This window comes from Prochlorococcus sp. MIT 0604 (genome assembly GCF_000757845.1).
In the GTDB taxonomy this organism is placed as follows: Bacteria; Cyanobacteriota; Cyanobacteriia; order PCC-6307; family Cyanobiaceae; genus Prochlorococcus_A.
In genome coordinates, this window is the sequence record NZ_CP007753.1 from 1,649,005 (window position 1) to 1,671,402 (window position 22,398).

The 22,398-nt window shown below is 33.8% G+C and carries 25 protein-coding genes and 1 riboswitch; of the genes, 7 read left to right on the top strand and 18 right to left on the bottom strand.

All coding sequences use genetic code 11. The annotated features are described in order from the left end of the window. Nucleotides 1-75 precede the first annotated feature (75 nt). Complete coding sequence (gene psaC, locus EW14_RS09120) at nucleotides 76-321, bottom strand: photosystem I iron-sulfur center protein PsaC (RefSeq protein WP_007099573.1); 246 nt, start codon at nucleotides 319-321, stop codon at nucleotides 76-78. Nucleotides 322-454: 133 nt separating this feature from the next. Between psaC and acpP the strand changes: the two genes are divergently transcribed. The 3 genes from acpP to tkt are packed head-to-tail and all read left to right on the top strand — an operon-like array spanning nucleotide 455 to nucleotide 3,996. Continuing rightward, nucleotides 455-694 carry an acyl carrier protein gene (gene acpP, locus EW14_RS09125; protein WP_002808065.1) on the top strand — a complete coding sequence of 80 codons (240 nt, stop codon included), beginning with the start codon at nucleotides 455-457 and terminating at the stop codon, nucleotides 692-694. Nucleotides 695-701: 7 nt separating this feature from the next. After that, on the top strand, nucleotides 702-1,946 hold the full coding sequence (gene fabF, locus EW14_RS09130; RefSeq protein ID WP_042851141.1) for a beta-ketoacyl-ACP synthase II: 1,245 nt from the start codon (nucleotides 702-704) through the stop codon (nucleotides 1,944-1,946). Between the two features lie 43 nt (nucleotides 1,947-1,989). Then, nucleotides 1,990-3,996, top strand: coding sequence for a transketolase (tkt, locus tag EW14_RS09135; protein ID WP_042851142.1), 2,007 nt, complete (start codon nucleotides 1,990-1,992; stop codon nucleotides 3,994-3,996). 14 nt (nucleotides 3,997-4,010) lie between these two features. Here the strand turns inward: tkt and thiC are convergent, their stop codons facing one another. From thiC to ruvB, 5 genes are all read right to left on the bottom strand, one after another. Next, nucleotides 4,011-5,381 carry a phosphomethylpyrimidine synthase ThiC gene (gene thiC, locus EW14_RS09140; protein ID WP_042851143.1) on the bottom strand — a complete coding sequence of 457 codons (1,371 nt, stop codon included), beginning with the start codon at nucleotides 5,379-5,381 and terminating at the stop codon, nucleotides 4,011-4,013. 36 nt (nucleotides 5,382-5,417) lie between these two features. After that, nucleotides 5,418-5,516, bottom strand: a riboswitch (TPP riboswitch). Nucleotides 5,517-5,579: 63 nt separating this feature from the next. Continuing rightward, nucleotides 5,580-5,795 (bottom strand): DUF3188 domain-containing protein, encoded by a 216-nt coding sequence (locus tag EW14_RS09145; protein ID WP_042851144.1) that lies wholly within the window; start codon nucleotides 5,793-5,795, stop codon nucleotides 5,580-5,582. Beyond that, a complete protein-coding gene (locus EW14_RS09150; protein WP_042851145.1) occupies nucleotides 5,792-6,976 on the bottom strand; it encodes an amidohydrolase in 1,185 nt (394 codons plus the stop codon). Before EW14_RS09150 ends, EW14_RS09145 begins: the two co-directional genes overlap by 4 nt. Before the next feature lie 3 nt (nucleotides 6,977-6,979). Beyond that, on the bottom strand, nucleotides 6,980-7,768 hold the full coding sequence (locus tag EW14_RS09155; protein WP_042851146.1) for a tetratricopeptide repeat protein: 789 nt from the start codon (nucleotides 7,766-7,768) through the stop codon (nucleotides 6,980-6,982). Then, a complete protein-coding gene (gene ruvB, locus EW14_RS09160) occupies nucleotides 7,755-8,813 on the bottom strand; it encodes a Holliday junction branch migration DNA helicase RuvB (protein WP_042851148.1) in 1,059 nt (352 codons plus the stop codon). Before ruvB ends, EW14_RS09155 begins: the two co-directional genes overlap by 14 nt. Nucleotides 8,814-8,865: 52 nt before the next feature. Here ruvB and smpB point away from each other — a divergent pair, with 52 nt between their 5' ends. After that, entirely contained in the window at nucleotides 8,866-9,360 is a 495-nt protein-coding gene (smpB, locus tag EW14_RS09165) for an SsrA-binding protein SmpB (RefSeq protein ID WP_042851149.1), read from the top strand. A 23-nt stretch (nucleotides 9,361-9,383) separates the two neighbouring features. Here the strand turns inward: smpB and EW14_RS09170 are convergent, their stop codons facing one another. The 6 genes from EW14_RS09170 to EW14_RS09195 all read right to left on the bottom strand — a co-directional run bounded on the left by EW14_RS09170 (nucleotide 9,384) and on the right by EW14_RS09195 (nucleotide 14,501). Continuing rightward, a complete protein-coding gene (locus tag EW14_RS09170) occupies nucleotides 9,384-9,632 on the bottom strand; it encodes a hypothetical protein (RefSeq protein ID WP_011377252.1) in 249 nt (82 codons plus the stop codon). Between the two features lie 29 nt (nucleotides 9,633-9,661). Next, on the bottom strand, nucleotides 9,662-11,200 hold the full coding sequence (gene lysS, locus EW14_RS09175; protein ID WP_042851151.1) for a lysine--tRNA ligase: 1,539 nt from the start codon (nucleotides 11,198-11,200) through the stop codon (nucleotides 9,662-9,664). Nucleotides 11,201-11,250: 50 nt separating this feature from the next. After that, entirely contained in the window at nucleotides 11,251-11,997 is a 747-nt protein-coding gene (gene rpaB, locus EW14_RS09180) for a response regulator transcription factor RpaB (RefSeq protein WP_011819231.1), read from the bottom strand. A gap of 179 nt (nucleotides 11,998-12,176) precedes the next feature. Beyond that, nucleotides 12,177-12,695: a hypothetical protein gene (locus EW14_RS09185; RefSeq protein ID WP_042851389.1), complete on the bottom strand. Its 519-nt coding sequence runs from the start codon at nucleotides 12,693-12,695 to the stop codon at nucleotides 12,177-12,179. Next, a complete protein-coding gene (gene mreC / locus EW14_RS09190) occupies nucleotides 12,695-13,444 on the bottom strand; it encodes a rod shape-determining protein MreC (RefSeq protein ID WP_042851152.1) in 750 nt (249 codons plus the stop codon). The genes EW14_RS09185 and mreC overlap by 1 nt, the downstream gene beginning before the upstream one ends. Before the next feature lie 4 nt (nucleotides 13,445-13,448). Further along, nucleotides 13,449-14,501, bottom strand: coding sequence for a rod shape-determining protein (locus tag EW14_RS09195; protein ID WP_042851153.1), 1,053 nt, complete (start codon nucleotides 14,499-14,501; stop codon nucleotides 13,449-13,451). Between the two features lie 132 nt (nucleotides 14,502-14,633). Here EW14_RS09195 and EW14_RS09200 point away from each other — a divergent pair, with 132 nt between their 5' ends. Further along, nucleotides 14,634-15,005, top strand: coding sequence for a single-stranded DNA-binding protein (locus EW14_RS09200; protein ID WP_042851154.1), 372 nt, complete (start codon nucleotides 14,634-14,636; stop codon nucleotides 15,003-15,005). On the opposite strand, the gene EW14_RS09205 is transcribed toward EW14_RS09200, so the two are convergent. Both EW14_RS09205 and ahcY read right to left on the bottom strand, forming a co-directional pair. Further along, nucleotides 15,002-15,661, bottom strand: a complete 660-nt coding sequence (locus EW14_RS09205) for a DedA family protein (protein ID WP_042851155.1) — start codon at nucleotides 15,659-15,661, stop codon at nucleotides 15,002-15,004. The genes EW14_RS09200 and EW14_RS09205 overlap by 4 nt on opposite strands. 2 nt (nucleotides 15,662-15,663) lie before the next feature. Then, on the bottom strand, nucleotides 15,664-17,082 hold the full coding sequence (gene ahcY, locus EW14_RS09210; protein ID WP_042851156.1) for an adenosylhomocysteinase: 1,419 nt from the start codon (nucleotides 17,080-17,082) through the stop codon (nucleotides 15,664-15,666). Between the two features lie 51 nt (nucleotides 17,083-17,133). On the opposite strand from ahcY, the gene tsaE reads away from it, so the two are divergent. After that, entirely contained in the window at nucleotides 17,134-17,571 is a 438-nt protein-coding gene (gene tsaE, locus EW14_RS09215; protein WP_042851157.1) for a tRNA (adenosine(37)-N6)-threonylcarbamoyltransferase complex ATPase subunit type 1 TsaE, read from the top strand. Here the strand turns inward: tsaE and EW14_RS09220 are convergent. Beyond that, nucleotides 17,529-18,527, bottom strand: a complete 999-nt coding sequence (locus tag EW14_RS09220) for a carbohydrate kinase (protein ID WP_042851158.1) — start codon at nucleotides 18,525-18,527, stop codon at nucleotides 17,529-17,531. The two genes, tsaE and EW14_RS09220, sit on opposite strands and share 43 nt — an antisense overlap. An 89-nt stretch (nucleotides 18,528-18,616) precedes the next feature. On the opposite strand from EW14_RS09220, the gene EW14_RS09225 reads away from it, so the two are divergent. Beyond that, nucleotides 18,617-19,531 carry an alpha/beta fold hydrolase gene (locus EW14_RS09225; protein ID WP_042851161.1) on the top strand — a complete coding sequence of 305 codons (915 nt, stop codon included), beginning with the start codon at nucleotides 18,617-18,619 and terminating at the stop codon, nucleotides 19,529-19,531. Here the strand turns inward: EW14_RS09225 and EW14_RS09230 are convergent. From EW14_RS09230 to EW14_RS09240, 3 genes are all read right to left on the bottom strand, one after another. After that, nucleotides 19,516-20,517: an RpoD/SigA family RNA polymerase sigma factor gene (locus tag EW14_RS09230; RefSeq protein WP_042851162.1), complete on the bottom strand. Its 1,002-nt coding sequence runs from the start codon at nucleotides 20,515-20,517 to the stop codon at nucleotides 19,516-19,518. The two genes, EW14_RS09225 and EW14_RS09230, sit on opposite strands and share 16 nt — an antisense overlap. A gap of 100 nt (nucleotides 20,518-20,617) precedes the next feature. Further along, nucleotides 20,618-22,024, bottom strand: coding sequence for a magnesium transporter (mgtE, locus tag EW14_RS09235; RefSeq protein WP_042851163.1), 1,407 nt, complete (start codon nucleotides 22,022-22,024; stop codon nucleotides 20,618-20,620). A gap of 43 nt (nucleotides 22,025-22,067) precedes the next feature. Then, nucleotides 22,068-22,397 (bottom strand): CrcB family protein, encoded by a 330-nt coding sequence (locus EW14_RS09240; RefSeq protein WP_042851164.1) that lies wholly within the window; start codon nucleotides 22,395-22,397, stop codon nucleotides 22,068-22,070. Nucleotide 22,398: the final 1 nt, after the last annotated feature.

Consider the following 22,398-nt stretch of genomic DNA (forward strand, 5'->3'; position numbering starts at 1 on the left):
TTTTTTTTCAATTATATTGAAATAAAATGCGTATTTATTAAAACATGGACTCTCTTAAAACTGCACTACAAATAATTAATATGCTAAGCCCATACTCCTAGAAGTCTCATCTCCTAAATAAACACGAATACTTAAGAAATCTGTTGGACATGCCGTTTCGCATCTTTTGCAACCCACACAATCTTCTGTTCTAGGAGATGAAGCTATTTGGCCAGCCTTACAGCCATCCCATGGAACCATCTCTAAAACATCAAGTGGGCAAGCCCTTACACATTGAGTACAACCAATGCAAGTGTCGTAAATTTTAACTGCGTGTGACATGTAAAAATTGTCTTTTGAACCTCGTTTTATAATACTATTGTCTTACAAAGAAATTAAAAAAATTAAGATATGCTTCACTCTTGTTAACTCTAGGGCATAAAATCATATAGATAATTAGTAATTTTCATAAACTATGTCACAAGAAATCCTCGAAAAAGTCTGTTCTATTGTTTCAGAACAATTAAGCGTTGAAGCAGGAGAAGTGAAATCAGATTCAAATTTCCAAAATGATTTAGGTGCAGATTCTCTAGATACCGTTGAACTCGTGATGGCTTTAGAAGAAGCATTTGATATTGAAATTCCCGATGAAGCAGCTGAAGGAATCGCAACTGTCGGCGATGCAGTAAAATTCATCGAAGAAAAAAAAGGTTAATTAAAGAATGCCAAATTTCCATCGAGTAGTTATTACTGGTATTGGAGCAGTAACTCCAATTGGTAATAACATTGATGAATATTTAGTCGGTCTTCAAACGGGTACTAATGGGGTCTCAGATATTACTCTCTTTGATCCTGAACAACATCCCTGCAAATTTGCTGCAGAAGTAAAAAATCTTCAATCCGAGGATTTTATTGAAGCTAAAGAATCCAAAAGATGGGATCGTTTTTCCCAGTTTGGAGTTATTGCTGCAAAGCAAGCCTTTAATGATTCTGGACTTGAAATTACTGAAGCTAATGCATCAAGAATTGGAGTGATTATTGGTTCTGGTGTTGGAGGCTTACTAACTATGGAAAGTCAAGCTCAAATATTGAGTCATAAAGGGCCTAAAAGAGTAAGTCCATTTACAGTCCCAATGATGATTCCAAACATGGCAACTGGATTAGCTGCCATCGCTTTGGGTGCGAAAGGACCAAGTTCCGCTGTTTCAACCGCTTGTGCTGCTGGTTCAAATGCAATTGGTGACTCTTTTAGATTACTTCAACTTGGAAAAGCAGATGCAATGATCTGTGGAGGAGCAGAAGCAAGTATTACGCCTCTTGGAGTAGCTGGTTTTGCCAGTGCCAAAGCTCTTTCGTTCAGAAATGATAGTCCTCAAACTGCTAGTAGACCTTTTGATGCAGAAAGAGATGGATTTGTTATTGGAGAAGGATCTGGAATTCTTGTTTTAGAGACTTTAGAAAATGCACAAAAAAGGAACGCAAAAATTTATGCAGAAATAATTGGTTATGGAACAACATGTGATGCACATCATATTACTGCTCCATCACCAGGCGGGGTTGGTGGCGCCGAAGCTATCAAATTAGCAATTGAAGACTCCTGTCTTAGCCTTGAAAAAGTTGATTACATAAATGCTCATGGGACTAGTACATCAGCTAATGATAAAAATGAAACTTCTGCAATTAAATCTATTTTTAGAGACAGATCTTACCTCATTCCTGTAAGCTCTACTAAGTCGATGACAGGTCATCTCCTAGGAGGCTCAGGAGGTATAGAAGCTGTAGCTTGTATACTTTCTTTGACACATAATTTTATCCCTCCTACAATTAACTACGTCAATCCAGATCCTGAATGTGATCTTGATTATGTACCAAATAACGCGAGAGAAGCTCAAGTAGGAGTTGCTCTTTCTAATTCTTTCGGCTTTGGTGGTCACAATGTTTGCCTTGCTTTCAGCAAAATGAATTGAAGACAACCAATTCTTTATTTCCAACTTAACTTATTTTAAAACAATGGTCGCTGCATCTGTTTCATTAGAATCACTTTGTGTAAATAGTATAAGAATGCTTGCTGTAGATGCAGTAAATAAATCTAATAGTGGTCATCCTGGATTACCCATGGGGTGTGCTCCTATGGGTTATGCATTATGGCAAAACATTCTTAATCACAACCCCAATAACCCAAAATGGTTCAATAGAGACCGTTTTGTATTATCAGCTGGTCATGGCTGTATGCTGCTATATTCTTTGCTTCATTTAACAGGATACAAATCAGTTTCCATAGAAGATATTAAAGAATTTAGACAATGGGGATCAAAGACTCCTGGACATCCAGAAACATTCGAAACTGAGGGTGTTGAGGTTACAGCGGGTCCTCTGGGAGCTGGAATTTCAAATGCAGTTGGTTTAGCAATAGCTGAAACTCACTTAGCAGCTAAATTTAATAAGACTGATTGCAATATTGTTGATCACTTTACTTACGTAATAATGGGTGACGGCTGTAATCAAGAAGGTATCGCATCAGAGGCCTGCTCTTTAGCTGGTCACCTTAAGCTTGGAAAATTAATTGCACTCTATGACGATAATCAAATTACAATCGATGGGCGAACAGATGTTTCTTTCACCGAAGATGTTTTAAAAAGATACGAAGCTTATGGATGGCATGTACAACATGTTGAAGATGGGAATCATGATGTTAAAGGAATAACTGAAGCTATCGAGAAAGCAAAATTAGTTACAGACAAACCGTCAATTATAAAAATTTCTACAACCATAGGTTATGGTTCGCCCAATAAATCAGATACTGCTGGAATTCATGGAGCAGCTGTTGGAGAAGAAGAAGCTGCATTAACTAGAGAGTTTCTGAATTGGGAATATCCTCCATTTGAAATACCGGATGAAGTATATGCGCAATTTAGAAAATCAATAAACAAAGGCGAAAACTTAGAGAAAGAATGGGATTCTAAATTTGAAGAATATCAAAAAAAATATCCCTCTGAAGGAGCCGAGTTGAAAAGAATGTTAAAGGGCGAATTACCTGAGAATTGGGACTCAGATCTCCCCACTTATACTCCTAATGATAAAGGTTTAGCTACCAGAAAGCATTCACAAATATGTTTAGGTGCTTTAGGACCTAACCTACCTGAATTAATTGGCGGATCAGCAGACTTAACTCACTCCAACTACACAGATATCAAGGGGGAAACCGGATCATTCCAACCTCATAGTCCTGAAAAAAGATATTTACACTTTGGTGTACGTGAGCATGCTATGGCAGCTGTACTTAATGGAATTGCCTATCACAATAGTGGTCTTATTCCTTATGGTGGAACCTTCCTTGTTTTCGCGGATTATATGAGAGGTTCAATGAGGCTTTCGGCACTCAGCGAACTAGGCGTGATCTATGTTTTAACCCATGATTCAATTGGTGTAGGAGAGGACGGCCCAACACATCAACCTATTGAAACTATCCCTTCTCTTCGTGCCATGCCTAACATGCTAGTTTTCAGGCCAGGAGATGGAAATGAGACAAGTGGAGCTTATAAGCTTGCTATTCAAAATAGAAAAAGACCTTCTGCACTTTGTTTAAGTAGACAAGGTATGCCAAATCAAGAAAATACTTCGATCGACAAAGTTGCTCTAGGAGGATATGTAGTTTCCGATTGCGAAGGAACACCAGATCTAATATTTATTGGTACTGGAAGCGAACTGAATCTTTGCATTGAAGCAAGTAAAGAAATTTCAAGCTTAGGTAAAAAAATTAGAGTTGTTTCTATGCCTTGTGTAGAACTTTTTGAAGAGCAAGAAGACTCTTACAAAGAAAGTGTTTTACCTAGTAGTGTGAAAAAGAGAGTTGTAGTAGAAGCTGCCCATTCATTTGGTTGGCATAAATATACAGGTTTTGATGGAATTTGTATTACTATGGATAGATTTGGTGCATCAGCTCCAGGTGGAGAATGTATGAAAAATTTTGGATTTACAGTCGAAAACGTAGTTAACAAGACAAAGGAAATTCTATAACGTCTAATTGATAATTACACTGAAGTATTACATTCTTCAAGTTTATCTTTTAACTCCTCAAGAGATTCATCAGAAATCTTTGAATTCATTGGACAATGCTTAGGACCACACATTGAACAAAACTCGGCCTTTTTAAAGATTTCTTCAGGCAATGTCTCATCATGGTACTGCTTTGCCCTTTCCGGATCTAGTGAAAGTTCGAATTGTTTATTCCAATCAAAATTATACCTTGCATGACTAAGCTCATCATCTCGATCACGAGCTCCAGCTCTATGTCTCGCTATATCAGCAGCATGAGCAGCAATTTTATAAGCAATTAAGCCTTCTCTTACATCTTCTGCATTTGGTAGACCTAGATGTTCTTTTGGGGTTACATAACATAACATAGCAGTGCCATACCACCCTGCCATGGCCGCCCCAATAGCACTTGATATATGGTCATAACCAGGAGATATATCTGTGACTAATGGTCCAAGCACATAAAATGGGGCTTCTGAACATTCTTCCATTTGCTTTCTTACATTAAACTCAATTTGATCCATAGGTACATGGCCAGGACCCTCAACCATCACTTGAACATTATGTTCCCATGCTCTTCGAGTAAGCTCACCTAAAGTCTTCAATTCAGCTAACTGAGCTTCATCAGAAGCATCATGCAAGCATCCAGGCCTTAATGAATCTCCTAGAGAAAAAGTACAATCATATTTCTTAAAAATCTCACAAATGTCATCAAACCTTGTGTATAAAGGATTTTGCTTAAAGTGATGTAACATCCATTGGGCTAAAATACCTCCCCCCCTACTGACAATGCCAGTAATTCTTCCTTTAACTTTCGGTAAATGCTCTATTAATAGCCCAGCATGAATAGTTTGATAATCTACTCCCTGCTGACAATGCTTTTCAATAATATGAAGAAAATCGTCTTCAGTTAGTCTATCTATTGAACCATGTACACTTTCTAAAGCTTGATAAACAGGAACTGTTCCTATTGGCACAGGAGACTCGTGAATGATTGCTTGACGTACTTCATCTAAATTTACTCCTCCTGTAGAAAGATCCATAACCGTATCAGCACCATATTTAACTGCTAGTTTTAGCTTCTCTACTTCTTCATTAATATCACTTGCATTAGGGGAAGCACCAATATTGGCATTAACTTTGCATCTAGAAGCAATACCTATAGACATTGGCTCAAGATTCAAATGATTAATATTAGCTGGAATAATTAATCTTCCCCTTGCCACTTCTTCCATTACTAAAGAAGAAGGAAGATTCTCTTTTTTAGCAACAAAATCCATTTCTTCAGTTATATATCCGTTTCTCGCAAAATTCATCTGAGTTACATTATCTTTCCCAAGGCGAGGCTTAATCCAAGAACTTCTCATAATTTACAAATTTTTTAAAAGTGTTATTACTAAAGTTTGATCAAAACTCCACTTCCCTGCATCAAGATTAATGATTCAGGTTCAAAGGGTATGATCTCAGCTAAGTTAAATTTACTAGCACCCCTAGTATTAATCTTATTAATAGCTCTTTTCTAAAAAATAGTCATCTCATATTGCATAAAAATAAATAAAATAATTTTATTTAACTTTTTGATAAGACTTTATCTTTTTTAAAATATTTTTCCTATCCAATTGTCTGCTTATAACTCTCTCAAAAATAATTACAATCCCCATACAGCCAATAGGTAAATAAAAAATCTTCCTGGAATTATCCCTAAATATCAATCCGATACCAGATATGAGAATCATAAAAGGAGCAACCAAAGATAAAATAGATCTTTTATTAATTTTCATTTACCAATTGTATTAATTTTTTCATTGTTTAATTTTACTATGGATTCTGTTATCACTTTAATTCCAACAGCAATAGCTCTTTCATCTGGATCAAATTTAGAACTATGAAGAGGAGCACATCCATTTGCATTAGAAACGCCTAACCTAAACATTGCTCCTGGAATCTCATTTAAGAATTCAGCGAAATCCTCTGCTCCTAATGATGGTTTTTGTAATTCGATAACATTTTCTTGACCCAAAACCTTAATTCCTGAATCTCTGAGGACTTTATTAATTTCAGAATTATTATTAACTGCGGGAGTGATCTCTCTAAATATTACTTTTGCTTCAGCTCCGCAACTATTAGCTAATGAAGTAATATTTTCATTGAGCCAATTACCAATATTTTTAAATACTTTACGATTAGTGCATCTAACCGTTCCAATTAAATTGACCTTTTCTGCAAGAACGTTGAATGCATTACCACCATTTATTTTCCCAAAAGTTAGCACTACAGGATCTAAAGGGTCTAATTTCCGTGTTATTGATTCTTGAATTCCCGAGACAACTTTAGATGCAACCCAAATAGCATCAACTCCTTCATGAGGTCGAGCACCATGGCCTGATTTTCCTTTAATCTCTACCTTAAGTTCTCCAGCAGCTGCAGTTAAACTTCCCTCTTTAATGCCAATCGTCCCTACTGATAAATCTGGGTATACATGAACTCCCAATATATGGGTTAAACCATTAGTTGCACCATCCTTAATCATCCATCCTGCTCCACTCGCAATTTCTTCAGCAGGCTGAAAAATTATTCGAGTCCCAAAATTTAGTTTTAAATCCTTAATAATTTTTGCCACACCCAATCCAATCGATATATGCAAATCGTGACCACAGGCATGCATAACACCATCTACTTTTGAAGAAAAACTTAATTTAGTTTCCTCAAATATTGGTAAAGCATCCATATCCACTCTTAAACCTATAACGCCTTTATCTAAGGGTCCGAAATCAGCAATTACTCCTGTCCTGCCAATAGACTCTTTAACATTCCAACCAATTTCTTTTAAAAAACCACTTATCAAGATCGCTGTTTGATTTTCAAGTCCACTTAATTCCGGATGTGCATGAATATGTCTTCTTAAGTTAATTAATTCATCATTAAACGAATCAATTTTTTTATTAAACTGATCTCTATTCATTACTTATTTTAAATCGATAAATTTCATTAAATCTTTAATTGGTTGTGGAGGCCATCTTCTTATTTTTTTTAACCATTCTTCATCACTATATCTAGGATCTAATTCAGTTACCGCTATCCAATTACTCTCTGCTTTCCCAAATTCACCCTTAGACCAATTTAAAGCTGTTAAAGCTGCCCTAGCATCTGCAAAAGTTGGATAACGTCTAATTAAATTTTTTAATTCTTTTTCAGATTCATCAATGTTCCCTAATTGGAAATCTGCTAAAGCCATACTTGATCTAGCCATTGCAAATCCAGGATTATATAAAGCAGCTTTTGAAAATAAATCTCTTGCTTTTTCCCAATGTAATGTAGATCCCTCTACATTAGCCAAGTTATACAATGCAGAGAAATTTTTACTATCTTGCGAAATAACGAACATATAATCTTTTTTCGCTTGCGACCATAAACCCAATGCTTCCTCAGCTATTCCCCTATTAATGTATGGATCTATTTCACTAGGATTCAACCTTATTGCCTTATTCTGGTCATCTATTGATCCCTCTATATCACCTATAACAAGTCTTACATTTCCTCTATTACTCAAACCTGCAGCATCATCAGGATAATAATCAAGATATTTATTCCATTCTTCTAAAGCGAGATTAAATTTTCCGCCTGAACTTAGATCTAATGCACTTTTAAACAAATCCTCTCTCAAAGGTAATGAATAGCATGGTGCTATATATAAAATATTCAAAAAAACAAAAAATAATAAAAAACAAACCTTAACTTTTTTAAAAGTTATCATTTTTTGAATCAATGTATTCTTTTCCTAAATCAGTAAGTAATCTTCCTCTAGGAGTTCTAGTGAGGAAACCAATTTTGATTAGATATGGTTCAACTATAAATTCTAACATCGAAGAATCATCACCCAAGCCAGCTGCAATTGAATCAAGGCCAGTTGGATTACTATTGTTTTGGTTAAGAAAAGATAAATAATTTCTATCTAAAGAATCCAATCCTTTTTCATCAATTTGGTAAGAACTTAGAGCTTTTTTTATTAAATTCACAGAAATCTTATTAGTTTTCTTAACAACTTGAGCATAATCTCTAACTCGTCTTAATAATCTTAAAGCAATTCTTGGAGTCCCTCGAGATATCTTCGCTAAATCATAAGATGCTTCATCATCTAAATATATATTATTTAATCGGGATACATTAATAATTATTTGTTTTAACTCATCATATGTGTAAAATTCAATTTTCTGAGAAATACCAAATCTATCCCTTAGAGGTGCACTTATTGAGGCTAATTTAGTTGTCGCCCCAATCAGAGTGAACCTAGGAAGATTAATTGTTCTGCACCGGGCTCCTCTATTAGCTCCCATAGTTAAGTCGAGTCTAAAATCTTCCATTGCAGAATACAGCAACTCTTCAGTTAACCTATTTAAGCGATGTATCTCATCGATAAATAAAACTTCACCTTCTTTTAATCCAAGCAGTAAGCCTACAATATCTCTAGGTCTTTCTATTGCTGGTGCAGTCGCTATCCTACATTTTGTATTCAATTCATGGGCTATCAAAAAAGCAAGTGTAGTCTTACCTAAACCAGGCTGTCCATATAAAAGAGTATGCTCCAGAGGTTCTTTTCTAAAAATTGAAGCATCTATAGCTATTTTTAAAGAAGATTTAAGCTGCTCTTGGCCAATAAATTCTTTAAAAGTCTGAGGCCGAGCTAAGTTCCGATTATTATTTCTCTTTTCTTCTGGAATGATTTTTGAATCAACTAGCCTAAGCTCTTTTTTACGAAGAGAAAAGTCATTATCGCCTATATTGGAAGAAATAATTGCCATAATGAAAGGTTAATTGCAATTGTTCTGAGTAGAAAGATTTTTTACAACTAAAATGGCAAAAAATTCAAACAAAGTTAAAAGAAATTTTAATAAAGAAAATAATTTTAAACTTCTAGCTGAGAATAGATATGCAAAATTTCAATATGCCATATCTGAAACAATCGAAGCTGGAATTGAGCTTTTAGGGACTGAAGTAAAGTCCATTAGAAACGGAAAAGCAAATTTAAGGGATGGGTACTGTTCATTCAGAGATGGAGAGATCTTATTATTAAATGTTCACATATCACCACATAAAAATGTGGGGTCTTTCTTTAATCATGATCCATTAAGAAATAGAAAGTTATTGCTTCACAAAAAAGAAATTATAAAAATGAAATCCAATTCTGAAAAAAAAGGAATGACCATTGTTCCATTATCTCTTTATTTAAAAGGCTCATGGATAAAACTAACTATTGGAATCGGCAAAGGTAAAAAATTACATGACAAACGTCAAGATGAAAAACAAAAAAGTATAAAAAAAGAAATAAACTCTGCACTAAAAAGATAAAGTACTATGCAAAATTATTGAAACTATGAATCTAAACTGACTGAACTTGGAGGTGGGGAAGGATCTGGATCTGCAATTAGCATATGTTGTAATACGGTCTCAGGCCTCTCACTGTCTCTCCAGCGAATTTTATATGCAGGCATTTTTGTGCCCCTACTTGTAGTTTGCTCTACTGGTTCAATAACCCATCCTCTTCTTGATCGGCCTTGAGGATTTCTTTTTACCACTGCATCCGCGTGTTTGAAACGGAAACCAACACGTTCACCACTCATTTCAAAAATTTCGTATTGGATTAATTTACCTATTTTACTTCATTCAAGGGTAACTTTTCACTTTTTCTGGAAGTTATTTCTGGTTTTAACAATGGGAAAGGGATTACATCTCTAATTGATGCGCTATTAGTAATTAACATAATTAGCCTATCAATGCCTATACCTAATCCTCCAGTAGGCGGCATACCAATCTCTAAAGCATTTAAGAAATCTTCATCTATACAGTGAGCCTCAAGATCTCCTTCATCTCTAAGAGATTGCTGTAATTGCATTCTTTCTCTTTGATCCACTGGGTCTATCAATTCACTAAAGGCATTTGCCAGCTCTCGACCAACAATGAATAATTCAAATCTCTGAACTATTTCTTTATTATCAAGATGAGGCCTAGCTAAAGGAGAAATTTCAACAGGATAATCAATAACAAAAGTGGGTTCAATAAGTTTTGATTCTACTTTTTGCTCAAAGACCTCATTTAAAAGTCTTCCAATAGTATTTACTTTATTAGTGAAATCAACATTTATATTTTTAACTGCTTTTTTTGCTGCTAGAAAATCTCCATTAAAAGAATCAAAATCAATCCCTGTATATTTTTTGACAATATCTTTCATTGAAATTCTTAACCAAGGTTTAGAAAAATCAATTTCTTTATTTTGATAATTTATAATTAAAGAACCACATGCATCAGCTACGATATCCTTGATTAATTCTTCTGTTAAATTCATCATATCTACATAATCAGAAAAAGCTTGATAAATTTCAACTGAGGTGAACTCTGGATTATGCCTTGTACTTATCCCCTCATTGCGGAAGATTCTTCCCAATTCATATACTTTCTCAAATCCTCCAACAACCATTCTTTTTAAATGTAATTCTGTAGCTATTCTTAGATAAAGTGGGATATCTAATGTATTGTGATGAGTTATAAATGGTCTAGCTTCAGCACCACCAGCTTCAGATTGCAGAATTGGAGTCTCTATCTCTAAATAATCTCTATTATCCAGCCATTTTCTTATAAAACTTATACATTTTGCTCTTGTTTTAAATACATTTTTAGAGTGAGGATTCACTATTAAATCTAGATAACGTTGCCTATATCTTTTTTCAATATCAGTTAATCCATGCCATTTATCTGGTAAAGGTTGTAATGATTTGGATAACATTTCCCATTTTTCTACTTTAATTGAAAGCTCACCTTTATTTGTTTTTTTAATTGTTCCGTAAACACCTATCCAATCACCAATATCTACTATTTCCTTGATATCTTCAAAAGAAAGTAATTTTTGTTTTTCTAAATTTAAATTAATAATCCTTTTATCTAGATAGAGCTGAATTTGACCTTCTTGATCACTTATTGTGAAAAAGGCAATTTTACCCATTACCCTTTTTGCCATCACTCTCCCAGCAAGAGAAACACTGAATTCTTCCTCCTGACCATTTTCTAAATAATCAAATTCTTGAATAAGAAAACTAGTAGAATGTGATACCTGAAAACTCTGTGCGTAAGAAGCAAATCCTTGACTAACGAGTGAATTAGCTTTTTGTAAGCGAGCTTCTCTTATTTCAGACAAAATTTATTTTAATATATTTGTTTTATTTAATAAAATTATCAGACTATGGCTCAACTTGCCAAAGATGTTGCTGTTTCGCCAACTCTCTGAGAAGCGTAACCAATCCCTCTAACAGTTAATATTAATTCTGGATTTCTTGGGTCTGGTTCCAATTTACCTCTCAATCTCGCAACATATACATCTACAACTCTTAAATCTGCAGCTCTACGAGGAGGATAACCCCACAACTGCTCTAAAATTTCTGCTCGCGGGACAACTTTACCAGGCTCGTCAAATAATAATTCTAGGAGACTAAATTCCGTATAAGTTAAACTAATTCTATCTCCAGCTCTAGAAACTTGTCTGCGATTAGTATCAACAACTAAACTTCCAAACTTCATAACTCCTTTGCCTGAAGGAACCTCTTTAGTTTCAGTAACTGATACAGTTGGGCCCATTCTTCTCAAAATAGTAGCTATTCTAGCCTCTAACTCTTTTGGGCTAAATGGTTTAGATAAGTAATCATCAGCCCCTAAATCCAAACCTGCTACTCTCTCAGAAATAGCCTCTAGAGCAGTTAAGAATATTATTGGCACTACTGATTCAGCTCTAATTCTTCTACACACAGCAAATCCATCCATTTTTGGAAGCATAACATCAAGAACTATTAAGTCAGGGGAATCCCTGTGAAAAGATTCAAGAGCTTCTTCGCCATTAGTGGCTGAATAAACTTGATATCCAGCTAATTGAAGCCTCGTAACTAATACCTTCAAAACTGCTGGTTCATCGTCAACAACCAAAATTCTTGCTTTTGACATAGGTAAAAAAAGATTTCTCGATATTTCAAAGCAAAGAAATATTGCATTGAATATTTATTCTAACAATTAAAAATATAACATTACGAAGCCTCATAGAGATATTCTGCAGGTTTAAAAAATTTTTAAATAATTTAAAGATATAAATTTTTTAAACAATTTTTACTTCTTGACGAAATTTATTAATGCAATTTTCTTCTTGAAAATTTCAACATTCTTAAAAGTTGGGAGCAAATAAAAGGAGCAAAAAAACCTGTCAAAAAAACTTCTGCTAATATATTTTTAACACCGGGAATAAACATTAAAGAATTACTATCTGAAAAATTTCTAAACAAAATTTGTGAAAGATAAAAAGTCCCGCATAAAAAACTTCCAAAAGAACAAATTAAACCATACCTAAAATGTCCCACCAAAATGTCACTATGCAGTTTAATTCTCCCAAACAAAAATCCACAAAAAATTAAACCTGGTATTTGAGAAAAATTATTATCTAAAGTTAAAGAATCTAAAATTAGACCTAAAAATAAACCAAATATTAATCCATTGATTGATCCATTAATCATTGACCAAGGCAATAACCAAAATAACGGCCAATATGGCTGAACGCCTAAAAATCCAAGCCAACTAGGGTGCCACAAAAAAATAATTGGGATAAAAATAAAGCTTATTATGGATAATTTTTTTGTAAAAAATTTATTCATTAAATATTTACTCTCAAAATTTGAACCCAATCAATTAAATGAGGTTTTCCCAAAAGTAAAATTTTTGCCATTTTTTTTGATTGCAATGTCTCATCTATAGATTGGACAATCCCAATAGGGATATTTGGAGGTAATAAAGAACTTGCAGGAGAAGATGATACAAAATCTCCTACTTTAATATCAGCATTTTTTGAATACAGTATTAGGCTAGGATGATCATCTCCTGTGCCAACAAGTAGTCCATTAATTTGACTTCTATCAACCCACACACCTAATTTACTTTCTGGAGAAGTTAATAATGTTACAGACGAGGTTAATAGAGAAGTATTGTTCACTCTTCCTAATAAGCCACCCGGGCCAGTAACAGCACTACCATTTTCCACTCCATCTTTTGAACCTTTGTTTAAAATTATTTGTCTCCACCAACCTCCAGTTTTTCTTGAAATAACTGCTGCTGAAATCTTGTCATTATTGGATGATTGTTGAAGAGATAAAATTTCCCGCAATCTTAAATTATCCTTTTTAAGGAGATTTTCTTTTATTAAAGATTCTTGATCTAAGCTATTAAGAATAACTTCTTTTTGAAATTGACCAGGCCAAAAAGGCTTTGAAATAAAGTAAAAAAAATCTTTATATAGAGATCCTTTTGAAATCCTAACAAAGACTAAACATAAAAAAATTCCAAAAAATATCCAACTTTTCTTTTTATGCCACCAACGACTAGAAAAAATTCGTCGGATAATTAACATATTATTAATCTCGTATCGCGTTTCTTATAAAGTCTGGAGTATCAACAACTCTTTTAAGTTTTTTAAAATCATCCAGAACCTCACCACAGCCATTAACTACACAAAGCAATGGATTTTCTGCTATGTGAGTAAAAATTCCCGTTTCATCGCTCAACAAATCATTAATTCCTCTAACTAAAGCACCACCTCCTGCAAGCATAATCCCTCTATCAACAATATCTGCAGCAAGTTCAGGAGGAGTTCGCTCTAAGGTTCTTTTTACAGCTTCAACTATTTTGCTCAGTGTTTCAGCCATAGCTTCTCTAATTTCTCCTGAGGTCAAAGTGACTGACCTAGGTAAACCAGATAAAAGATGTAAACCTCTCACCTCTAAAGTAGTTTTATCAAATTCATCATCTGGAAATGCAGAGCCGATCTTGATCTTAATATCTTCTGCAGTTCTTTCTCCAACAACTAAATTATGAACTTTTTTCAGGTACAAGGCAATTGATTCATTTATTTCGTCGCCTGCTATTCGAACAGATTCACTTAATACAGTTCCTCCCAAACTTAATACTGCAACTTCAGTAGTACCACCACCAATATCAACAATCATAGTTCCAATTGGCTCAGTTACTGGTAATGATGCACCTATTGCTGCAGCAACAGGTTCATCTATTAAGTGGACTTCTCTAGCTCCTGCTAATCCAGCTTCTCTTACTGCTCTTCGCTCGACACTAGTCACTCCACTTGGAATACCAATAACTATTCTTGGAGCTACTATACCCTTGCCTTCGTTACATTTTTGAATAAATGTTTTAATCATTTGCTCCGCAGCATCAAAATCTGCGATAACACCATCTCTAAGTGGTCTTACGGCTCTAATATTGCCGGGTGTTCTTCCAAGCATTAACTTTGCTTCTTTACCAACAGCCAATGGAGTCCCTTCCTCTAAATCCATTGCTACTACTGAAGGCTCTTGTAAAACAACGCCCTTCCCTGATACATGTATAAGGGTATTGGCCGTCCCCAAATCTATACCAATGTCCCTAGAAAATTTAAATCTGTTAAAAATCACAATAGAAATTCTTTTTTATAAATAATATATCTATTTTTTGTTAAGCTTTCACAATTCTCTCATTTAGTTATGAATAGCACGCAAAACTTTAAGCAGAAACTAAAAATATGAGTAGTATAAAAAAAAAAAATTATGGAAATTAACACTATTAACCTAGTTGGCAGAGCCGGTAGAGAACCTGATGTCAGATATTTTGAATCAGGAAGCATTGTAGCTAATTTTACTCTTGCAGTGAACAGAAGAAGTAGAGATGAGGAACCCGACTGGTTTAATTTAGAAATATGGGGCAAACAAGCTCAAATAGCAGCAGATTACGTTAGAAAGGGATCCTTAATTGGAATTACAGGAAGCTTTAAAATTGATAGTTGGAAAGATAAAAATACTGGGGAAGATAGATATAAACCAGTTGTGAGGGTAGACAGGTTAAATTTACTAAGTTCTCGCAAAGAATCTGAAAATAACCAATACCCTAACAATAGTAGTTCGAGCGAAATCCCTTTTTAAGCTCTATTCTTTTTTAAAAATCTAATAATTATTCTTATAAAAAAATAAAAGAAAATTAAAATTAAAATTGGCTTTACAAAAAACTTGATTTGATCTAAGTAAGTTTTAATTAGTGGATAATTTTCACCAAATAAAAAACCTGCATAAGTGAGAAGTGCTACCCATATAAAACTACCAAATGTAGTCCAAATCAAAAATTTTCTTAATGGCATAAGTTCTATGCCAGCCGGAACTGAAATTAACGTTCTTATACCTGGTATTAATCGGCCCCAGAATACTAAAGAAACTCCATATTTCTCGAACCAACTTTTACTTTTAATTAAATCTTTAGAAGAAATTCCTAAGTATTTCCCTTTTTTGTCAAGAAAATTGGAAAGCCTTTTTTCATTTACTAATCTGCCTAAGTAATACCAAGGTAATGATCCTAGTATTGTTCCAAATAAACCCCAGAAAACTAAAATATAGAAGTTTAATTTTTGTTGATAAACAAAAAAGCCTCCCAAGGGCATTATTATCTCTGATGGGATTGGGGGAATTATATTCTCCAAAAACATAGCCAAACATATTGTAAGGTATGCAATAGTTGAATTCCTCTCTACCGCCAAACTTATATAGTCAGGAATCGAAGTAAGAAAATTTACAAAAATTAAACTCAAACTTAATATCTATAAAGCTCTGGTTTATATGGTCCATCAACTGAAACATTAATATAATCAGCTTGTTCTTTAGTTAATTTTGTTAATTTTGCACCTATTTTATCCAAATGTAACCTAGCCACCATTTCATCAAGATGTTTTGGTAGAACATAAACTTCTTTACAATATTGCTCTGACTTATTGAAAAGTTCAATTTGAGCTAATACTTGATTAGTAAAAGAATTACTCATAACAAAACTTGGATGTCCAGTAGCGCAGCCTAAGTTGACTAATCTACCTTCTGCTAAAAGAATAATTTTGTTTCCACTCGGTAAAGTTATGTGATCAACCTGTGGCTTAATATTTTCCCATTGATAATTTTTTAATGAGGCAACATCAATTTCATTATCGAAATGACCAATATTGCAAACTATGGCCTCATCCTTCATTTTGACAAGATTTTCATGAGTTATTACCTGATAGTTACCAGTGGCTGTAACAAATATATCTATGTCTTCAACAACATCTTCTAACCTAACTACGCTGTAACCTTCCATAGCTGCTTGAAGCGCGCAAATTGGATCAACTTCTGCAACTTTTACAATTGCACCAAGTCCTCTTAATGACTGTGCCGATCCTTTACCTACATCTCCGAAACCCATTACCAATGCAACTTTGCCAGCAATCATTACATCAGTCGCACGTTTAATACTATCAACTAAAGATTCTCGGCATCCGTATAAATTATCAAATTTGCTTTTTGTTACTGAATCATTAACGTTAATTGCTGGAAAAGGTAAAGCATTTTGCTTTTGAAGTTGATAAAGTCTCGCAACACCAGTAGTAGTTTCTTCAGTGACACCAATAATATTACTCTTTATTCTGGAATAGAAACTGCCATCAGCTTGTAACTTTGACTTAATAGAATTGAATAAAGCGATTTCTTCTTCATTACCGGGATTATCTAAAACAGATAAATCTTTTTCTGCTTTACTACCGAGTATCAATAAACCAGTTGCATCTCCCCCGTCATCAAGAATCATATTTGGAGAATCTGAACCCCAATCAAGAATATAGTGAGTATATTGCCAATATTCATCGAGAGTCTCACCTTTTTTTGCATATACAGGAATTCCTTGATTTGCAATCGCTGCAGCAGCATGATCTTGAGTTGAAAAAATATTGCATGAAGCCCATTTCACTTCTGCACCAAGATCAACAAGAGTTTCAATTAAGACTGCCGTCTGTATAGTCATATGCAAACTTCCAGCTATTTTTGCACCTTTGAGTGGCTTTTCAGATTGATATTTATCTCTAAGTGCCATTAACCCAGGCATTTCCGTTTCAGCAATTTTAATTTCTTTTCGTCCAAAATCCGATAAGGAAATATCAGCAATAATATAATTTGGCGTAGAGGTTTTAACTGAATTTGCGATAACCATATCTAGTAAATACTTTTTCTATTAAACTATAAATGATTTTTGTGTAAATTTGTGTTTGTTGAGAATTTAAAAGAGACTTTAAATTTAGGTAAAAAACTCTCACAAAAATTAAATCCCCAATCAATTGTTTTATTACAGGGTCCAATTGGAGCTGGGAAAACTTCATTTGTGCAAGGGGTTGCTAAAGGCTTATCAATCTCTGACGACATTACTAGCCCTACATTTGCTTTATCGCATCACTATAACTCGGGAAAAATTCCACTAATTCACCTTGATTTATACAGGTTAAAAAATGTTGCTTCAGCAAAAGAAGTTTTTTTTTCAGAAGAAGAAGAGGCAATGCAATGCAATGCCATTTTAATTATTGAATGGCCAGAATTAATAGAGCCAGTTATTGATAATTTCTGGAAAATAAAAATTAGTTACGCAAAAAATTATGGAAGAAACTATGAAATAAGAGATCCCAAAAATTTATTAACTTTCTCATAATATGGCTGTTGCTCGATAGCGCCTTCACCAAGACAAGTTAATAATCCACAAACACTTGCGAACTTTATGCAATCTTCTATCTCTAGATCGTTTGAGGGATATCCAGAAGCAATTAATTTTGCAATTAAGCCAGCTAGAAAAGCATCTCCTGCGCCAGTTGTATCAATAATTTTTTGTGAAGTAGGAATTTCGGTAATTCCCTGCAATTCATTTATATACCATGCAACGGGATTTTTTCCATCAGTTATTATTACATCTGGCCTATTAGACAATTGTTGAGATATTAGCGAGGGATTTGCATCCTCAAAAAACAAAGTTGCTTCTTCTCTAGCAAGTTTCAAAAGATTTGCATGATTTAAAAATTTCTTGATTAAATTAACTCTCTCGGCTTTACTAATTTTTGATGAAAAACTTGAGTGATCCCAAAAGACCTCCCTCCAATTCAGATCAATAACTATTTTGACTTCAAATTTTTTAGCCTGTTCAAGAAGAAAAAAAATAGTCTCTGCTGATATTGGAGATGATAATAAGATCGTTCCCATAACCAAATATTTTGTTTCTAGAAAAGATTTCTCCAAATTTAATATATCTTTCTCAATTAATTTCTTACTAAGAACTTCGTCTGCAAAGCGTAAATGGGAACTTTCCTCAAAGCCTGAAAAAAAACGATCTCCAAATTGATCTCTATCTACATTAACCACGCGAGTAGATGAATCATTATCTAATTGCAAGAAATCTAAGTTAACGTCCAATGCATTAAATTGCGTAATAAATTTTTTTCCATAATCATCACTACCTAAACTTCCTATAAATGTTGAATCTATTTTCAATTTACTTAATGCACAAGCAACATTTGCCGGCGCACCACCCAAAAAATCTGTAAATCCTTGATTTGACTTATTTCTGATTCTGTCTATTAAAGCCTCTCCAAGACATATTACCTTTTTCTTTTTCATAAAATGAACGTTTTTTCTTAATTAAGAATAATTTATTGAAAACGAATAAATTTTTTTTGAATTAAAGTTTAATTAAAAGCATATTTATAGTGTCCTTAAATAAATCTGAAACTTGGAAGTGGAAAAATTGGGAAATTTCTTGGTCTTTATCAAAAAAATCTACTTCTGAAAAAAATATTAAAATTTTATTAATTCATGGTTTTGGGGCATCAAAAAACCACTGGAGACATAATCAAGATTTTCTTGGTAAATTTTCTAACTGCTATGCAATTGACTTATTAGGATTTGGAGAAAGCAGTCAACCTAGTGCTTTATTAAATTACGAACCTTATAAAGAAAACTCAATTAAATATTCATTTAACTTATGGGCTAATCAAATATCAACATTTTGTGCAGAGGTAATAAAATCTCCTGTTTACTTAGTAGGAAATTCAATTGGTGGTGTTATTGCATTAAAAGCTGCTGAAATCCTCAAAGATAATTGCAAAGGTGTCATTTTGATAGATTGTGCACAAAGAACTATGGATGATAAACGTTTAAAAAAAAGTGATATCTTAATGAATCTACTGAGACCCGTCCTTAAAACGATAGTTAGACAAAGAGTAATTAGCAACACACTTTTTACAAGAGCTGCTAATCCAAAAGTTATAAAAAAAATACTTGAACAAGCATACCCTTCAGGAAAAAATATTGACAAAGAATTGATTGAAATACTTTATCAACCATCTCAAAGGAAAAATTCTAAAGAAGCATTTCGTGGTTTTATTAACTTATTCGATGATTATCTTGCTACTGACCTTTTCGATAAGGTTGATGCCCCAATTCAAATGATTTGGGGAGAAAAAGATCCCTGGGAATCTTTAAATGAAGCAAAAGGGTGGAAGACAAAATTCAGGAACATTAAAAGATTAGATATTATTAATGGGGCTGGTCATTGTCCTCATGATGAAGAACCTGAAAAAACAAATAAGTTAATAAATGATTTTATTCAAGATACAAAGTAAGCTTCAACATTATCACTAAGTCTTCTCAAGCCTCTTAAGCCATCTCTTTCTAAGTTTCTTACTCGATCTCTACTGATCCCAAGTACCCTTCCTATACCAGTAAGAGACATTGGCTCATCACCATCCATTCCGTATCTCATTCTTAAAACTCTACATTGCAGATCAGGCAATTGATGTAAAAGAGAATGAAGATCACCTCTCATACAATCCATCTCTATTTGTTCGTCTGGCAAATCCTCGCCCCCTGCAAGTAAATCTAATAAAACAGTATCTTCTCCATCACCAACTTTAGTTTCGAGACTAACTGGCTGCCCAGCTTTGCACATCAAATCTTTAACATCATCTTCTGGAAGCTCAACATATTTCGCCAGTTCACTTACTGTTGGAGTTCTAGACATTTCTTGGCTTAACTCTCTTTGACCTTTTTTCAACTTGTTCAACATTTCAGTTATGTGAATTGGTAATCTTATTGCTCTACTTTTTTCAGCTATTGCTCTAGTTATACCTTGTCTAATCCACCAATATGCATATGTTGAAAACTTGTAACCACGAGCTGGATCAAATTTTTCTACTCCTCTTACTAGCCCTATAGTTCCCTCTTGGATCAAATCAAGTAATTCCATATTTCTTTTAGTATATTTTTTTGCAACGCTTACTACCAATCTTAAATTTGCTGCAACCATTCTTTCTTTAGCTCTCTGTCCAGCTCTCAATCTTTTTTTAATTACAGAAGTAGATAAATCTAATTTGATAGATAATTCCTCAATACTTGGTTTATCTCCTGTTAATTCAATAATTTCCAATTCTGCTCTTTCAACTTGCATATATTCCTGGACTTGCCTACCAAGGGTAATTTCTTGCTCGTGAGATAATAGTGGAACTCTACCTATATCCCTTAAATATGATCTAACAAGATCGACATCGTTAGTAGCTTTTAAACTTGATATAGTCGCTAATTTATTCTCACTTAATGTTTCAGAAGACATGAAAGTTTAATGATGTTCTGTAAACAATACCATTAAGAAATGTAAAGTTAAACAAAAAAATCCACATTTTTACAAAAATGAGAATAAATACCTAGTCGATTTAAGCTAATGAAGAACTTAATAGCCATTTTGCAGTACTGAGATAAATAAATACACCAGCTATATCAGTAACAGTTGTAATGAAAGGAGATGACATTAAGGCTGGATCTAATTTCATTCTGTCAAACAACAAAGGAAGAATCGCTCCTGTTGTAGCCGCTAAAGTTGTTATCGATATTAAACTTATTCCCACCGCAGAAGCGATTAAAGGCCCTTGTCCTTGCCACCAAGCGAAGGGGAATACTACAAGCATCATAAATACGCCCAAAAGAGCGCCTGTTATTGCTTCCTTGACTACTGCCTTAATTGCACCAAGAGACTTCAATTTTTGGGTACTTAAACCTCTAATGACAACCGTTGAACTTTGAGCACCTACATTTCCCCCGGTACCTATAAGTAGTGGAATAAATGCAGCTAATAAAACTATTTCCTTTAATATTTGATCATTCATAGCTATGACCTTTGTTGTTAAACCATTTGCTAAAACCAAAATTAATAACCATAAAATTCTTCTTCGAGCAATAGTAAATAAACTACTTTGGAAATAATCATCTTCATCTCCAGGTTGTACTGCCCCCGCCGCATAAATATCTCTTGTTGCTTCTTGTTCTATGACATCAATTAAATCATCGACAGTTACTATCCCAACAAGTCTTTTTTCTTTATCAACAACTGGTAGAGCTAAAAAATCATATCTTTGTATTGCTCTAGCAACCTCTTCTTGATTAGTATTAGTAGAGATATTAACTACATCTCTCGTCATAACGTCCCCAATTGGCCTAGAAGGGTCAGCAGTTACAAGGTCTCTTAAAGAGAGAATGCCAGTTAAGTGTCTTTCTTTATCAGTAACATACAAACTATAGATAGTTTCAGTAAATGGAGCTCTTTTTCGAACTAAAGAAAGAGCCTCAGCTGCTGTCTGCATTTCTTTAAGATCTATAAATTCAGTTGTCATTAACCTTCCAGCAGTTTCAGGCTCGTATCCAAGTAATTCAGCTGTTACTTTCCTTTCACCAGGACTAAGAGCAGACAAAAATTTTCTTACAACTTTTGCAGGCAATTCATCAAAGAGTTGAACCCTATCATCAGGAGACATTTTTTCAACGATTTCTAAAACTTCTCCTGAACGAAGTCTTTCTAATAAAGTTTGCTGAACTACTGGATCTAAATATTCATAAACCTCAATTGCTTCATTTTTCTTTAATAATCGAAATGCTAATGCCTGCAATATTAGTGGAAGGCTTCCAATGGCATCTGCAATATCAACAGGTTGAGAAGGTTCTAAAAGTAACTTTGCCTCATCATAATTTCCCGCGATGAGCAATTCCTCAAGTTGAATAGTAATATTTTCTCGTTTATTTAAATCTGAAGATATGGATGTGACTGTTTCAAGATTATTTTCTTTCATAAATATAATTCCTTGTCAAAGTAACAACACCATTATATGAAATCTAAGTAATTTTTCTACTTAGCCAGGACCCAAGAAACATTGTGAATAAATTTACAATAATGATCAAATTAAAAAAAATTATAAATTTTATCCAATCCCCTTTATTCAAAATTTTATACAAAAAATATATAAATCCGCTAAAGGATGTAAAGCAAGAAAAAAAACCACTCAATAAAATTTTTTCATTTGAATAACTTAATCTTTTACTTGTAAAGAAACCAACTAAAAATGATCCAATTAATGAAATAATTAAGTTATTATTTATAGCTAATCTTAGAAAAGTAGCTAGGTATGCAGCTAAAAGAATATTAAAACAATTATTTAATTTCACT

Bases quoted from the DNA above. Each gene is read 5' to 3' on its own strand.
- psaC (WP_007099573.1), bottom strand. From the start codon at position 321: ATGTCACACGCAGTTAAAATTTACGACACTTGCATTGGTTGTACTCAA.
- acpP (WP_002808065.1), top strand. From the start codon at position 455: ATGTCACAAGAAATCCTCGAAAAAGTCTGTTCTATTGTTTCAGAACAA.
- fabF (WP_042851141.1), top strand. From the start codon at position 702: ATGCCAAATTTCCATCGAGTAGTTATTACTGGTATTGGAGCAGTAACT.
- tkt (WP_042851142.1), top strand. From the start codon at position 1,990: ATGGTCGCTGCATCTGTTTCATTAGAATCACTTTGTGTAAATAGTATA.
- thiC (WP_042851143.1), bottom strand. From the start codon at position 5,381: ATGAGAAGTTCTTGGATTAAGCCTCGCCTTGGGAAAGATAATGTAACT.
- EW14_RS09145 (WP_042851144.1), bottom strand. From the start codon at position 5,795: ATGAAAATTAATAAAAGATCTATTTTATCTTTGGTTGCTCCTTTTATG.
- EW14_RS09150 (WP_042851145.1), bottom strand. From the start codon at position 6,976: ATGAATAGAGATCAGTTTAATAAAAAAATTGATTCGTTTAATGATGAA.
- EW14_RS09155 (WP_042851146.1), bottom strand. From the start codon at position 7,768: ATGATAACTTTTAAAAAAGTTAAGGTTTGTTTTTTATTATTTTTTGTT.
- ruvB (WP_042851148.1), bottom strand. From the start codon at position 8,813: ATGGCAATTATTTCTTCCAATATAGGCGATAATGACTTTTCTCTTCGT.
- smpB (WP_042851149.1), top strand. From the start codon at position 8,866: ATGGCAAAAAATTCAAACAAAGTTAAAAGAAATTTTAATAAAGAAAAT.
- EW14_RS09170 (WP_011377252.1), bottom strand. From the start codon at position 9,632: ATGAGTGGTGAACGTGTTGGTTTCCGTTTCAAACACGCGGATGCAGTG.
- rpaB (WP_011819231.1), bottom strand. From the start codon at position 11,997: ATGTCAAAAGCAAGAATTTTGGTTGTTGACGATGAACCAGCAGTTTTG.
- EW14_RS09185 (WP_042851389.1), bottom strand. From the start codon at position 12,695: ATGAATAAATTTTTTACAAAAAAATTATCCATAATAAGCTTTATTTTT.
- mreC (WP_042851152.1), bottom strand. From the start codon at position 13,444: ATGTTAATTATCCGACGAATTTTTTCTAGTCGTTGGTGGCATAAAAAG.
- EW14_RS09200 (WP_042851154.1), top strand. From the start codon at position 14,634: ATGGAAATTAACACTATTAACCTAGTTGGCAGAGCCGGTAGAGAACCT.
- ahcY (WP_042851156.1), bottom strand. From the start codon at position 17,082: ATGGTTATCGCAAATTCAGTTAAAACCTCTACGCCAAATTATATTATT.
- EW14_RS09220 (WP_042851158.1), bottom strand. From the start codon at position 18,527: ATGAAAAAGAAAAAGGTAATATGTCTTGGAGAGGCTTTAATAGACAGA.
- EW14_RS09230 (WP_042851162.1), bottom strand. From the start codon at position 20,517: ATGTCTTCTGAAACATTAAGTGAGAATAAATTAGCGACTATATCAAGT.
- mgtE (WP_042851163.1), bottom strand. From the start codon at position 22,024: ATGAAAGAAAATAATCTTGAAACAGTCACATCCATATCTTCAGATTTA.